Here is a 12,856-nt window from a genome sequence, read left to right as displayed (position 1 = left end):
GGAGGTAGCGGTGACCAGCACGCAGACCGAGCCTCCCCGCACCGGTTCCGACCGCTACCTGAGGTTCACGCTCAACGGCGAGATGTACGCGCTGAACATCTTCAACGTCACCGAGATCCTCGAGCACCGTGCGCTCACTCCGGTGCCGATGATGCCGGACTTCATCCGCGGCGTGATCAACCTGCGCGGACGCGTGGTGCCGGTCATCGACCTGGCGATCCGCTTCGGGCGCGGTGTGACGTCGATCGTGCGCCGGACCTGCATCATCATCGTGCGCATCCAGGCGCCGACGGCCGGTGACGAGGACACCGAGACCACGCAGGACATCGGCGTGCTCGTCGACGTCGTCAACAAGGTCGTGCGGCTCTCCGACGACGAGATCGAACCGGCACCCGCGTTCGGCGCCGGCATCCGCGCCGACTACATCAGCGGCATGGCCAAGCGCGACGACGGCACCGGCGACGACTTCGTGATCGTGCTCGACGTCAGCCGCGTGCTTTCGATCGCCGACATGGTGCACCTGCAGAACGCCGTGGCTGAGTCGTCATGACAGTGACCACCAACCATCCCAAGCCGATCACCCGCTCGGAGTTCGCGGAGATCAGCGAGCTGCTGCTGCGCCGCACCGGCATCCGTCTGACGCCGGGCAAGGAATCGCTGGTCATGGGCCGGCTGGACAAGCGTCTGCGGCAGCTCGGCCTGACGTCCTACCGGGAGTACCTGGACCTGCTGGCCCGGCCGGAGGAACCGGAGATCCACCAGGCCATCGACCTGCTCACGACCAACGAGACGTTCTTCTTCCGCGAGCCGCGGCACTTCGACTACCTCCGCGAGGAGGTGTTGCCCGCGCATCCGCCGAACCGGCCGTTCCGGCTCTGGAGCGCGGCCAGCTCCAGCGGCGAGGAGGCCTACACCGCGGCGATGGTGCTGGCCGAGGCCCTCCCGAACGCGCCGTGGGAGGTCGTCGGCACCGACGTGTCCGCCCGGGTGGTCGCCAGCGCGCAGCGGGGTCTCTACCCGATCGCGGCAGCCGAGCGGATCCCGATGCCGCTGCTGCGCCGGTACTGCCGCAAGGGCCGCGAGGAGTACACGGGCCTGATGGCGGTCGCGCCCGAGCTGCGCTCCCGGGTGACGTTCGTGCGCGCCAACCTCATGAACAACCTCGAAGGCCTGGGCCGCTTCGACGTGATCTTCCTGCGCAACGTGATGATCTACTTCGGACCGGAGACGAAGATCGCGCTGCTGGAGCGGCTGGAGGCGATGCTGCAGCCGGGCGGGCACCTGATCGTCAGCCTGTCGGAGACGCTCAAGGGCGTCACGTCGCGGCTCCAGCTGGTCGAACCCTCGGTTTACCAGCGTCCCGCCGATGTTTAGCGCGGACGACGTGATCCTCAACCCGGGTGACTTCTGCTTCGCGTCCGAGGGCACGCGCATCCGGACGCTGCTCGGGTCGTGCGTCTCGATCTCGATGTGGCACCCGCGGCTGCACGTCGGCGGCATGTGCCACTACATGAACCCTCGTCGCCGCAACCGGGTCAGCGGCGAGCTGTCCGGCCGCTACGCCGACGAGGCGATCGAGCTGTTCATGAACGAGCTGCGCCGGACGAACACGCTGCCGCACGAATACCAGGTCAAGATGTTCGGCGGCGGCAACCAGTTCCCGGACACCAGCCGCGCGGTGGACATACCCCGGCAGAACATCGAGATCGGCCTGGAGTTGCTGGACCGGCACGGCTTCGAGGTCACCGCGACCCACCTGGGCGGCACCGGGGCGCGACACATCCTGCTCGACCTCGCCGACGGCGGCGTGTGGATGAAGCATTCCGAGCGGGTGCTGGCATGAGTCGGCCCCGCATCAGCGTGTTCATCGTCGACGACTCCGCTGTCGTGCGGCAGGCGCTGACCGCGCGGCTGACCAGCGGCGGCGACATCGACGTCATCGGCGTGGCATCCGATCCGATCTTCGCGATGGACCGGATGAACAAGACCTGGCCCGACGTCGTCGTGCTGGACCTCGAGATGCCCCGGATGGACGGCATCACGTTCCTCAAGAAGATCATGGCGACACATCCGACGCCGGTGGTGATCGTGTCGACGATGACCACCCGCGGCGCGGAGACGACGATGGAGGCGCTCGCGGCGGGGGCGGTGAGCGTGATCCCGAAACCCACGACCGGGCTCAAGCAGTTCATCCAGGACGAGGGCGGCGACATCGTCACGGCCGTGCGGACCGCGGCGGCCAGCAACGTGCGACGCGCGGTGCGGCAACCGGTGACGGTGGGGGCGCCGTCGCCGCCGGTGAGCGCGCTTCCCACGACCACCGACCGGATCGTCGCGATCGGCACGTCCACCGGCGGCACGCAGGCGCTCGAAGTCGTGCTCACCGCGCTGCGCGCGGACTGCCCCGGAATCGCGATCGTGCAGCACATGCCGGAGAAGTTCACGGCCGCGTTCTCGTCGCGTCTGAACAACCTGTGCGAGATCGAGGTGGTCGAGGCCGCCGACGGCGACCGGGTGCTGACCGGGCGGGCGCTGGTCGCTCCCGGCGGCCGCCACATGGAGCTGCGCCGCGACGGCGCGCAGTACCGCGTCCGCGTGTTCGACGGGCCGCTGGTCAACCGGCACCGGCCCTCGGTGGACGTGCTGTTCCGGTCGGTCGCGAAGGCCGCCGGGCGCAACGCGCTCGGCATCATCATGACCGGCATGGGCGACGACGGCGCCCGCGGTCTGCTCGACATGCGCCAGGCCGGCGCCTACACGGTGGCCCAGGACGAGGCCACCAGCCTGGTCTACGGCATGCCGCACGAAGCGGTGCTGCTGGGCGCGGCCGACCGGGAGGCACCGCTCTCCGCGATCTCCGAGGTGATCTCCAAACATGGCTGAGTTGCTGCTAGCTCTGGTGACGCTCGTGGTCGGGCTGGGCGTCGGCGTCGTCGTGGGGAAACGAGGAAGTAGCCGGGAGATCAAGCCGGCCGGTGACCCCGCCGTCGAGTTCCACCGCAGCGTCGTCGACTTCGCCGGTGCGGTGGCGCCGGTCTGGTCGGCCCAGGTGGACACGTCGCGGGCCCAGATGGAGAACGCGATCAGCGGTGTCACCGAACAGTTCGCGGGCATCGTCGACAACCTGGACACCGTGCTCGAATCGTCCGCGGGGGTGCTGCACGGCGACTCGGCGGCGGTCTTCGACCGCAGCCGCGAACGGCTGGGCGACGTCGTGAGCACGCTCGACAACGCGGTGGCGATGAAGCGACAGGCGCTGGAGGAACTGCGCACGCTGGACGACCTGACCGGCGAACTCAAGCAGATGGCGTCCGAGGTCACCGCGATCGCGTCGCAGACCCACCTGCTGGCGCTCAACGCCGCGATCGAGGCCGTGCGGGTCGGCGAGGCCGGTGCCGCGTTCGAGGTCGTGGCGCTCGAGGTGCGACACCTGGCCGAACGGTCACTCGACACCAGCAGCCGCATCACCGACAAGGTCACCGGCATCAGCGGGGCGATCGACACGGTGATCAGCAACGCGCAGGCCGGCACCGACCGGGAGGACGTCGCGGTCTCGCAGGCCAACGGTGACGTCAACGAAGTGCTCGAGGACCTGCAGTCGGTCGTCGCCGGGTTCCAGCAGTCGTCCGGCGAGCTCGAGTCCGCGGCGGTCGGCATCCGCGAGCAGATCTCGACGTCACTCGTCGAGCTGCAGTTCCAGGACCGGGTGTGCCAGGTGCTCGAACACCTGCGGGACAGCATCGCGCAGTTGCCGACGGTCGTCGCGGACGCGCCCACCGGTCCCACCGGTGAGCCGCTGCCGCTCGACGCCCACGTCCTGCTCGACGCGCTGGCCGCCGACTACACGATGGAGGAAGAACGCGTGGCGCACGAGACCGGTGGTGCAGTCCAGCAGCGCGACTCCGAGATCACGTTCTTCTGAAGGGAGCTTGTCATGGCCAAAACGATCCTGATCGTCGACGACTCGGCGTCGGTGCGGCAGGTGGTGACGATCGCGCTGAAAGGCGCCGGATACGACGTGATCGCGGGCGTCGATGGCAAAGACGGGCTCGCGAAGCTGTCCGGCCAGCGCGTCCACCTGATCATCTCCGACGTGAACATGCCGAACATGGACGGCATCACGTTCGTCCAGGAGGTCAAGAAGCTCCCGGCGTACAAGTTCACGCCGGTGATCATGCTGACCACCGAGTCGCAGGAGGACAAGAAGAAGGCCGCGCAGGCCGCCGGCGCCAAGGCGTGGGTGACGAAGCCGTTCCAGCCGCCGCAGATGCTCGCCGCGGTCCAGAAGCTCATCGCGCCGTGACCCGAGTGGAGCTGGGCGACGAGCTGACGATCGTCACCGCCGCAGAGACGCGCGAACGGCTCGTGCCCTACCTGAAAACCGGGACGGCGCTGGAGCTCGACCTGTCCGCGGTGTCCGACATCGACACCGCAGGACTCCAGCTGCTGCTCGCGGCGCGGCAGGAGGGCGCAGTGCTGTCCGAACCGAGCCCGACCGTCAGTGACCTGCTGGACTTCACCCGATTGAGCGCGCAATGAGCTTCGAGGACGAGTCGCTGGAAATCTTCATCACCGAGGCGCGGGAGCTCGTCCAGGACGTCGAGGAAGGCATTCTGCGCCTGGAAGAAGCGCCGGTCGAGACCGAGAGCGTCAACGCGCTGTTCCGGGCGATCCACACGCTCAAAGGGTCGTCTGGGCTGTTCGGCCTGGACCACATGGTGCAGTTCACGCACGTGATCGAGACGCTGCTCGACCTGGTGCGGCAGGGCGAGCTGGCGGTGACGCCCGACCTGGTGAGCGCTCTTCTGCCCTGCGGTGACCACATCCTCAACCTCGTGGAGGCCATCGCGCACGGGCGGGCGGACGCGACGCCGGACGAGCTCAGCACGGGGGCCGTGCTGCTGAGCCGACTCGAGCCCTTTCTTCCAGGAAGCACGGGTCTTCCCGGCGGCTCAGCCGCCGCACCGCCCCCGGAGGAGGTCCACACTCAGGAAGACGAACGCTCCTGGCGCCTCACCCTGCGCTTCGGCCCCGACAGCCTGCGCAACGGCATGGACCCGCTCGCGTTCATCCGCTACCTCTCCACCGTCGGCACGATCACGAACCTGACCGTCCAGGTCGAGGACCTGCCGTCGCTGGAGGAGATGGACCCGGAGACCTGCTACCTCGGCTTCGAGGTCGAGTACGAGACGTCGGTGCCCAAGGCCGACATCGAGAGCATCTTCGAGTTCGTCCGCGAGGACAGCGACATCCGGATCGCGCCCGGTGCCGCGCAGGTCGACTCCTACGTGCGGCTGATCGGGACGCTGCCGGAGAGCGACCGGATCGGCGACATCCTGATCCGCAGCGGCGCCGCGACCGAGCGCGAGATCGCCGACGCGATGAGCCTCCAGCAGGAGCGCTCCCGGGGCAGCAACACGATGGCGCCGCTCGGCGAGATCCTCGTCGAACTGAACATCGTCCCGCGCCAGGTCGTCGACGCCGCGCTGCGCAAGCAGCGCAAGAGCGGCGAGACTCGTGCCCAGCAGGACACCCAGACGCTCCGGGTCGACGCCGCTCGGCTGGACAAGCTCATCGACCTGGTCGGCGAGCTCGTGATCGCCCAGGCCAGCGCCGGTGTCGTGTGTTTGGCAGACGGCGAGGACCGGTCCGGGATGGCCGAGGCGCAGAGCGAGGTCATGCGGCTGGTCGAGGAGGTCCGCGACAGCGCGCTCTCGCTGCGAATGGTGCCGATCGGGACGACGTTCCGCCGCTTCGAGCGTGTCGTCCGTGACGTGAGCCACGAGCTGGGAAAGGAGGTCGGTCTGGTCGTGACCGGCGGCGACGCCGAGGTCGACAAGGCGCTCGTCGAGCGCATCGGCGACCCGCTCGTCCACCTCGTCCGCAACTCGCTCGACCACGGCATCGAGTCGCCGGCCGACCGTCTGCGGCGGGGCAAGCCCGCCCGCGGGACGCTGCGCCTCAACGCGTTCCACGACGCCGGGAACATCGTCATCGAGGTGGCGGACGACGGGAAAGGGCTCGACCGGGACCGCATCCTGGAGCGGGCGGTCGAGCGGGGCCTGGTGGAGCCGGGCGCGGTGCTCAGCGATTCCGAGATCTACGAGCTGATCTTCGAACCGGGGTTCTCCACCGCGGCGGCCGTGTCGAACCTGTCCGGTCGGGGCGTGGGCATGGACGTCGTCCGCAAGAACGTCACCGCGCTGCGGGGCACGATCGAGGTGGAGACCGAGGTCGGGGTCGGCACCACGATGCGGCTCCGGCTGCCGCTGACGCTCGCGATCATCGACGGGTTCCTGGTCGGGGTCGGGTCGCGCTACTTCATCGTTCCGCTGGACCGGGTGACCGAGTGCGTCGAGCTACCCCCGGGGGCTCTCGTCCCTGGTGGCGAAGCGCGCAACGTCATGGACCTGCGCGGTGAGGTGCTCCCGTTCATCCGGCTGCGGACGATGTTCGACATCGACGGGCAGCCCGCGCGGCGGCAGAGCGTCGTGGTGGTCGAGCAGTCCGGTCAGCGCACCGGGCTGGTCGTCGATGCGCTGATGGGGGAGTTCCAGACCGTGATCAAGCCGCTCGGGCCCTTGTTCGCCAGGGCGAAGTACATCAGCGGCGCGACGATCCTCGGCAACGGCGAGGTCGCGCTCATCCTCGACGTCGGACCGCTGGTCGCGGGTCAGACGGAACGGGAACGGGCGCTGCACGCGGACGCGGTCGCCTGAGCGCGTCCGCGCTGAAGACGATCAGGGCGATCCAGACGAGCGCGAAGCCGGCCCAGCGGGCGAGCGGCATGTGCTCGCCGAGGATCGTGACGCCGAGCAGGAACTGCAGCGTCGGCGTCATGTACTGGAGCAGTCCGATCGTGGTGAGCGGCACCAGGTTGGCCGCGGCGGCGAACGCCAGCAGCGGACCGGCGGTGAGCGCTCCCGAGAGCACCATCAGCGCCGTGTGCCCGGCGCTCACGTGCCCGAACTCGGCGTCGCCCTGCCAGGTCAACCAGGTGACGTAGCCGAGCGCGGGCAGCAGCAGCACCAGCGACTCGGTCGCCAGTCCCTCCACGGCCGGGGCGCCCACGACCTTCTTGATCAGCCCGTACGTGCCGAAGCTGAGCGCGAGCGTGATCGCGATCCACGGCGGCCGCCCGTAGTCGACGGTGAGCACCGCGACCGCGACCGCGCCGATCGCCAACGCCACCCACTGCAGGCGACGCAGCCGTTCGTGCAGCACGACGACGCCGAGCAGCACCGAGATCAGCGGGTTGATGAAGTAGCCGAGTGCGGTCTCGACGACGCGCGAGGAGTTGACGCCGTAGATGTACGTGTACCAGTTGACAGCGATCAGCAGCGCACCGAGCGTCAGCAGGGCGAGCGACCGCAGCCCGGCGGTGCGGAACCAGCGCCAGCGGCGGAGCACGAGGATCAGCACGCCCACGGTGACCAGCGACCAGATGATGCGATGGGCGAGGATCTCCAGCGCCCCGGCCGGCTTCAGCAGCCGGAAGTAGAGCGGAAAGATGCCCCAGGCACCGTATGCGGCCACTCCGAAGAGCAGTCCACGTCGCTGATCAGTCACGTAATCCCACGGTAATGGGGCGGCCGCCGAAGCGGCCGCCCGACGCCGTGAGTTAAGCCACGGTCCAGGTGTCGTTGCCCTGGATGAGCTTCTGCAGGTCGGCGCCGCCGCGGGACTGAGCGGTCTCGAGCTGCGCCGCCATCTCGGCGTCGTAGGTCGGCCGCTGGACCGACCGGAAGACGCCGACGGGGGTGTAGCGCAGGTCCTGCGTCGAGATCCGGGACAGCGCGAACGCGTACGACGGGTCGTCGACGTGTGCGTCGTGGACGACGAGCTTGTCCTCGTTGTCCGCGTTCACGTCGACGATCTCGAACGCGCCGGTGTTGGGGTTCCGGACGACGCCCTTCTCGCTCTCCCTGCCGAAGCGCAGCGGCTGGCCGTGCTCCAGGCGGATCGTCCAGTCGTCCTTCGTGCTGTTGTCCTTCAGCAGCTCGAACGCACCGTCGTTGAAGATGTTGCAGTTCTGGTAGATCTCGACGAGCGCGGAGCCCTCGTGCTGGGCCGCGGCCTGCAGCACGGACGTGAGCTGCTTGCGGTCCGAGTCGATCGCCCGGCCGACGAAGCTGGCCTCCGCGCCCAACGCCAGCGACACCGGGTTGAACGGGTAGTCCAGCGATCCCATCGGCGTCGACTTGGTGATCTTGCCGACCTCGGACGTGGGGGAGTACTGACCCTTGGTCAGCCCGTAGATGCGGTTGTTGAACAGCAAGATCTTCAGATTGACGTTACGACGCAGCGCGTGGATGAGGTGGTTGCCACCGATCGACAGCGCGTCGCCGTCACCGGTCACGACCCACACGCTCAGGTCGGGCCGCGACGTGGACAGGCCGGTCGCGATCGCCGGGGCGCGTCCGTGGATGGAGTGCATCCCGTACGTGTTCATGTAGTACGGGAAGCGGCTGGAGCAGCCGATGCCCGACACGAACACGATGTTCTCGCGCTTGAGGCCGAGCTGCGGCATGAAGCTCTGGACGGCGGCGAGGATCGCGTAGTCACCGCAGCCGGGGCACCAGCGGACTTCCTGGTCGGTCTTGAAGTCGCCGGCCTTCTGCGGGGTGTCGGTCTTCGGCACCAGCCGCATGCTCGGGAAGTCCAAGGCGACGGTGGCGCCCTTCCCGCTGGCGACGGGGCTGCGGCGGTTGGGGGACTGCAGCGCTTCGGGAGCGCGGCCTTCTTCCACCTGCCGCTCGGAGGGCAGCTGGGGCTCAGTCATCGGGTGATCCCAATCTCATCGGCCGTGTCGGTGGTGCCGGCGGCCTGCGTGATGACGTTGGTGAGGACTTCTTGCAGTTCTTCGGCGCGGAACGGCAGCCCGCGGACCTGGTTGTACGAGATGACGTCGACCAGGTACTTCGCCCGCAGCAGCAGGGCGAGCTGACCGAGGTTCATCTCCGGCACCACCACGCGCTGATAGCCGCGCAGTACCTCGCCGAGGTTGGCCGGGAACGGGTTGAGGTGCCGCAGGTGCGCCTGCGCCACCTTCAAGCCTGCCTTCCGGACGCGACGCGCGGCGGCACCGATGGGGCCGTACGTCGAGCCCCAGCCCAGGACCAGGACGTCCGCGTCACCCGAGGGGTCGTCGACCTCGAGCGCCGGGATCGAGCGGGCGATGCCGTCGATCTTGGCCTGGCGGGTGCGGACCATCAGGTCGTGGTTGGCCGGGTCGTAGGAGATGTTGCCCGAGCCGTCGGCCTTCTCGATGCCACCGATGCGGTGCTCCAGGCCCGGCGTGCCGGGCACGGCCCACGGGCGCGCCAGCGTCTCCGGATCGCGCAGGAACGGCCAGAACTCGTCGCCGTGGTTCTTCTCGGTGGCGAACTCGGTGCGCAGGTCGGGCAACGCGTCCACGGTGGGGACCTGCCACGGCTCGGAGCCGTTGGCCAGGTAACCGTCGGAGAGCACGAACACCGGCGTGCGGTAGGTGATCGCGATCCGTGCGGCCTCGATCGCGGCGTCGAAGCAGTCGCTCGGCGAGCGCGGGGCCACGATCGGCACCGGCGCCTCGCCGTTGCGGCCGAACATGGCCTGCAGCAGGTCGGACTGCTCGGTCTTGGTCGGCAGGCCGGTGGAGGGACCACCGCGCTGGATGTCGACGACGACCAGCGGCAGTTCGAGCGACACGGCCAGGCCGATCGTCTCGGACTTCAGCGCGACGCCCGGGCCGCTGGACGTGGTGATGCCCAGCGCGCCACCGAAGCTCGCACCGAGGGCGGCGCCGATCGCGGCGATCTCGTCCTCGGCCTGGAACGCCCGGACGCCGAACCGCTTGTGCTTCGAGAGTTCGTGCAGCACGTCGGAGGCGGGGGTGATCGGGTACGCGCCGAGGAACAGCGGCAGCTCGGCGCGCTGTCCGGCCGCCAGCAGCCCGTAGGCCATCGCGAGGTTGCCCGAGATGTTGCGGTACGTGCCCGAGGGCATCGGTGCCGGCTTCACCTCGTAGGTGACCGAGAAGTCCTCGGTGGTCTCGCCGTAGTTCCAGCCGGCCTTGAGCGCTGCGACGTTGGCCTGCGCGACGTCGGGCTTGGTGGCGAACTTCTTCTCGAGGAACGTCACCGTCGAGTCGATCGGGCGCGAGTACAGCCAGGAAACCAGCCCGAGCGCGAACATGTTCTTCGCCCGGCCGGCGTCCTTGCGCGAGAGCCCCAACCCGTCGACGGCCTGCAGCGTCAGGTCGGTGAGCGCCAGCGTGTGCACGTGGTAGGCCTCGAGCGACCCGTCGTCCAAGGGCGACGCGTCGTAGCCGACCTTCGCCAGCGCGCGCTTGGTGAAGTCGTGGGTGTCGACGATGATCGTCGCTCCCCGCGGCAGATCCGGCAGGTTCGCCTTCAACGCCGCCGGGTTCATCGCCACCAGGACATCCGGACGGTCCCCCGGCGTCATGATGTCGTGGTCGGCGAAATGCACCTGGAAGGACGAGACACCGGGCAGCGTGCCCTGGGGCGCGCGGATCTCGGCCGGGAAGTTCGGCAGCGTCGACAGGTCATTACCGAACGACGCGGTCTCCGACGTGAACCGATCACCGGTCAACTGCATCCCATCACCGGAATCACCGGCAAACCGGATAACCACACGGTCCAACCGCTGGACCTGCTTGCTCACTCGGCTGTCCTCCTCTGCCGCACCTCGGGGAGCGGGCGGCTTGTTGCCGGACTTTGTTCTCGATGCTACGTCCGTATGTCAGTGTTCTCGGCTTTCGGTGCGCCGCCGAGAGGCTTGTTACCGCCATCACACAGGGAGCCGGGAAGCCTCTCCCGAAAACCTTACGGCAACTCTCGCCGGAACGATCGTGGCCGCCGGATGGTGCCCGGCCGAGCGGGTGCCCGTTTTAGCCGGACGGGCGTCATCCGGGCACCGATACTCCGTGATTCGGGCATGCCGTTCTCCGCATGAAAGCGCTTGCTCCCGGCCTGGCCAGCGAAGAGACCAACCTGTTATCCGGGCAGGACCGGGCGGCATTCCGCCCACTCAACCTGTTGGAGCCGTTAAATGGAGGTGTTAAACAGGTCACAGGCCAGAGTCGACGGAGACTCGGGCAGCTGCCGAAGGAGGCCGGGGATGCGCGCTGAGGAACGCCAACACCGCATCCTCGCGCGGGCCCGCAGCGACGGCCGGGTCGACGTGAGCGACATCGCCGCGGACCTCGCGGTCGCGCCCGAAACGGTCCGCCGTGACCTCCGCCTGCTGGAGCAGCACGGACTGGTCCGCCGTACCCACGGCGGCGCCTATCCGGTGGAGAGCGCAGGCTTCGAGACGAACCTCGTGGACCGCGCCACTCTCCGGGTCCCGGAGAAGCGTCGGATCGCGACGGCGGCCGTCGAACTGCTCGGCGACGCCGAGACCGTGTTCATCGACGAGGGGTTCGGCCCGCAGCTCGTCGCCGAGGCCTTACCGCCGGGGCGCCCGCTCACCGTCATCACGGCCAGCATCCCGGTCGCGAGCCACCTCGCCTCGAAGCCGGAGACCACCGTCTACCTGCTCGGCGGACGGGTCCGCGGCCGCACGCTGGCGACCGTCGACCACTGGGCCACCCAGATGCTCTCCGGGTTCGTCATCGACCTGGCGTTCCTCGGGGCCAACGGCATCTCCCGCCGGTACGGGCTCACCACGCCCGACCCCGCGGTCGCGAACGTCAAGGCGCAGGTCGTCCGGGCCTCCCGGCGCCGGGTCTTCGCCGGCGTGCACACCAAGTTCGGCGTCAACAGCTTCTGCCGCTTCGCGTCGGTCGCCGACTTCGAGGCGATCGTCACCGACACCGGGTTGTCGGCGGTCGAGGCGCAGCGCTACTCCGTGCTCGGGCCCCAGGTGATCCGCGCATGATCCTCACCGTCACGCCCAACCCCAGCTTGGACCGCACCTACGCGCTGACGACGATCCGGTTCGGCGAACTCAACCGCGCCGGCACCGACACGCTCGAGGCCAGCGGCAAGGGCGTCAACGTCGCCCGGACGCTGTTGGCAGCCGGAGTCCGCACGGGCGTCGTGCTTCCCGCGGGCGGGCCGGAAGGCGCGCAGCTGAACACGCTGCTGGAGGCCGAAGGCCTCACCCACCGAATCGTTCCGACCGGCACCCCGGTCCGCACCAACGTGACGCTGCTCGAACCGGGCCGCACCACGAAGATCAACGCGCCCGGCCATCCGCTCACCCCCGCGGACGCCGATGCGCTGGTCGCCGCCGTCGAGGACCTCGCGCTCGGCGCCGACTGGGTCGTCTGCAGCGGATCGCTGCCACCGCGGACCCCGGCGGACCTGATCGGTCGCGTGGTCGAAGCCGGACGGCGTTCCGGCGCGCTGACCGCTGTGGACGCCTCCGGTGCGGCGCTGGTCGCCGCCACCGAAGCCGGCCCCGATCTGCTCGCGCCGAACGCCGAGGAGCTCGGCGAGCTCACCGGCCGTGCGTTCCCGCCCGGCGGGCGGCCGCTCGTCCGGGCCGCGCTCGACGCCGCGCACTCGCTGGCCGCCGACACCGGCGGTGGTGTGCTGGTCAGCCTCGGACCGGACGGCGCGGTCTGGGTGGACGCGGAGAACGCCCTGCACGGGGTGGCGCCACCGGTGACACCGGTGAACACCGCGGGTGCCGGCGACGCACTGCTCGCCGGCTGGCTGGCCGGCGGCATGGACCCGGCACTGAGACTCCGGACCGCCGTCGCCTGGGGCACAGCCGCCTGTCTGCTCGCGTCCACGGCGGGTGACGTCGCCGCGACGGCCGACCCGCAACGCGTCCAGATCCATGATCTCGGGGTTCCCGCAGCAGGGCCCTGATGGCTTGACCCTTCGTAACAACTAACCCC

13 protein-coding genes are annotated in these 12,856 nt (G+C 69.2%); 10 read left to right on the top strand and 3 right to left on the bottom strand.

Going from position 1 to position 12,856, the window contains the following annotated elements:
- The first annotated feature begins 10 nt into the window (after positions 1 to 10).
- Genes ACGFY5_RS32335 through ACGFY5_RS32300 form a run of 8 tightly spaced genes read left to right on the top strand, consistent with a single transcriptional unit; the run spans position 11 to position 6,719 of the window.
- Positions 11 to 550 (top strand): chemotaxis protein CheW, encoded by a 540-nt coding sequence (locus ACGFY5_RS32335; RefSeq protein ID WP_392725855.1) that lies wholly within the window; start codon positions 11 to 13, stop codon positions 548 to 550.
- Positions 547 to 1,374 carry a CheR family methyltransferase gene (locus ACGFY5_RS32330; RefSeq protein WP_392725853.1) on the top strand — a complete coding sequence of 276 codons (828 nt, stop codon included), beginning with the start codon at positions 547 to 549 and terminating at the stop codon, positions 1,372 to 1,374. Before ACGFY5_RS32335 ends, ACGFY5_RS32330 begins: the two co-directional genes overlap by 4 nt.
- Positions 1,367 to 1,843 carry a chemotaxis protein CheD gene (locus ACGFY5_RS32325; RefSeq protein ID WP_392725851.1) on the top strand — a complete coding sequence of 159 codons (477 nt, stop codon included), beginning with the start codon at positions 1,367 to 1,369 and terminating at the stop codon, positions 1,841 to 1,843. The genes ACGFY5_RS32330 and ACGFY5_RS32325 overlap by 8 nt, the downstream gene beginning before the upstream one ends.
- Positions 1,840 to 2,883, top strand: a complete 1,044-nt coding sequence (locus tag ACGFY5_RS32320; protein ID WP_392725849.1) for a chemotaxis response regulator protein-glutamate methylesterase — start codon at positions 1,840 to 1,842, stop codon at positions 2,881 to 2,883. The genes ACGFY5_RS32325 and ACGFY5_RS32320 overlap by 4 nt, the downstream gene beginning before the upstream one ends.
- Complete coding sequence (locus ACGFY5_RS32315) at positions 2,876 to 3,922, top strand: methyl-accepting chemotaxis protein (protein WP_392725846.1); 1,047 nt, start codon at positions 2,876 to 2,878, stop codon at positions 3,920 to 3,922. Before ACGFY5_RS32320 ends, ACGFY5_RS32315 begins: the two co-directional genes overlap by 8 nt.
- 12 nt (positions 3,923 to 3,934) lie before the next feature.
- Positions 3,935 to 4,303 carry a response regulator gene (locus ACGFY5_RS32310; RefSeq protein WP_392725843.1) on the top strand — a complete coding sequence of 123 codons (369 nt, stop codon included), beginning with the start codon at positions 3,935 to 3,937 and terminating at the stop codon, positions 4,301 to 4,303.
- Positions 4,300 to 4,539 carry a lipid asymmetry maintenance protein MlaB gene (locus ACGFY5_RS32305; RefSeq protein WP_392725840.1) on the top strand — a complete coding sequence of 80 codons (240 nt, stop codon included), beginning with the start codon at positions 4,300 to 4,302 and terminating at the stop codon, positions 4,537 to 4,539. Before ACGFY5_RS32310 ends, ACGFY5_RS32305 begins: the two co-directional genes overlap by 4 nt.
- Entirely contained in the window at positions 4,536 to 6,719 is a 2,184-nt protein-coding gene (locus ACGFY5_RS32300; RefSeq protein WP_392725837.1) for a chemotaxis protein CheA, read from the top strand. The genes ACGFY5_RS32305 and ACGFY5_RS32300 overlap by 4 nt, the downstream gene beginning before the upstream one ends.
- On the opposite strand, the gene rarD is transcribed toward ACGFY5_RS32300, so the two are convergent.
- The 3 genes from rarD to ACGFY5_RS32285 form a co-directional block, all read right to left on the bottom strand.
- Positions 6,643 to 7,569 carry an EamA family transporter RarD gene (gene rarD / locus ACGFY5_RS32295; RefSeq protein WP_392725834.1) on the bottom strand — a complete coding sequence of 309 codons (927 nt, stop codon included), beginning with the start codon at positions 7,567 to 7,569 and terminating at the stop codon, positions 6,643 to 6,645. The two genes, ACGFY5_RS32300 and rarD, sit on opposite strands and share 77 nt — an antisense overlap.
- A 52-nt stretch (positions 7,570 to 7,621) precedes the next feature.
- Complete coding sequence (locus tag ACGFY5_RS32290) at positions 7,622 to 8,650, bottom strand: 2-oxoacid:ferredoxin oxidoreductase subunit beta (protein ID WP_392726367.1); 1,029 nt, start codon at positions 8,648 to 8,650, stop codon at positions 7,622 to 7,624.
- Positions 8,651 to 8,778: 128 nt separating this feature from the next.
- Positions 8,779 to 10,668, bottom strand: coding sequence for a 2-oxoacid:acceptor oxidoreductase subunit alpha (locus ACGFY5_RS32285; RefSeq protein ID WP_392725831.1), 1,890 nt, complete (start codon positions 10,666 to 10,668; stop codon positions 8,779 to 8,781).
- 456 nt (positions 10,669 to 11,124) lie between these two features.
- Between ACGFY5_RS32285 and ACGFY5_RS32280 the strand changes: the two genes are divergently transcribed.
- Both ACGFY5_RS32280 and ACGFY5_RS32275 read left to right on the top strand, forming a co-directional pair.
- Positions 11,125 to 11,886 carry a DeoR/GlpR family DNA-binding transcription regulator gene (locus ACGFY5_RS32280; protein WP_392725828.1) on the top strand — a complete coding sequence of 254 codons (762 nt, stop codon included), beginning with the start codon at positions 11,125 to 11,127 and terminating at the stop codon, positions 11,884 to 11,886.
- Positions 11,883 to 12,827, top strand: a complete 945-nt coding sequence (locus ACGFY5_RS32275) for a 1-phosphofructokinase family hexose kinase (protein WP_392725826.1) — start codon at positions 11,883 to 11,885, stop codon at positions 12,825 to 12,827. Before ACGFY5_RS32280 ends, ACGFY5_RS32275 begins: the two co-directional genes overlap by 4 nt.
- Positions 12,828 to 12,856 lie beyond the last annotated feature (29 nt).

The sequence above is a fragment of the Cryptosporangium sp. NPDC048952 genome (genome assembly GCF_043197895.1).
In the GTDB taxonomy this organism is placed as follows: Bacteria; Actinomycetota; Actinomycetes; order Mycobacteriales; family Cryptosporangiaceae; genus Cryptosporangium.
This window is presented reverse-complemented; position numbering and strand designations above follow the sequence as displayed.

Bases quoted from the DNA above. Each gene is read 5' to 3' on its own strand.
- ACGFY5_RS32290 (WP_392726367.1), bottom strand. From the start codon at position 8,650: ATGCGGCTGGTGCCGAAGACCGACACCCCGCAGAAGGCCGGCGACTTC.
- ACGFY5_RS32320 (WP_392725849.1), top strand. From the start codon at position 1,840: ATGAGTCGGCCCCGCATCAGCGTGTTCATCGTCGACGACTCCGCTGTC.
- ACGFY5_RS32280 (WP_392725828.1), top strand. From the start codon at position 11,125: ATGCGCGCTGAGGAACGCCAACACCGCATCCTCGCGCGGGCCCGCAGC.
- ACGFY5_RS32315 (WP_392725846.1), top strand. From the start codon at position 2,876: ATGGCTGAGTTGCTGCTAGCTCTGGTGACGCTCGTGGTCGGGCTGGGC.
- ACGFY5_RS32275 (WP_392725826.1), top strand. From the start codon at position 11,883: ATGATCCTCACCGTCACGCCCAACCCCAGCTTGGACCGCACCTACGCG.
- ACGFY5_RS32325 (WP_392725851.1), top strand. From the start codon at position 1,367: ATGTTTAGCGCGGACGACGTGATCCTCAACCCGGGTGACTTCTGCTTC.
- ACGFY5_RS32300 (WP_392725837.1), top strand. From the start codon at position 4,536: ATGAGCTTCGAGGACGAGTCGCTGGAAATCTTCATCACCGAGGCGCGG.
- ACGFY5_RS32310 (WP_392725843.1), top strand. From the start codon at position 3,935: ATGGCCAAAACGATCCTGATCGTCGACGACTCGGCGTCGGTGCGGCAG.
- ACGFY5_RS32330 (WP_392725853.1), top strand. From the start codon at position 547: ATGACAGTGACCACCAACCATCCCAAGCCGATCACCCGCTCGGAGTTC.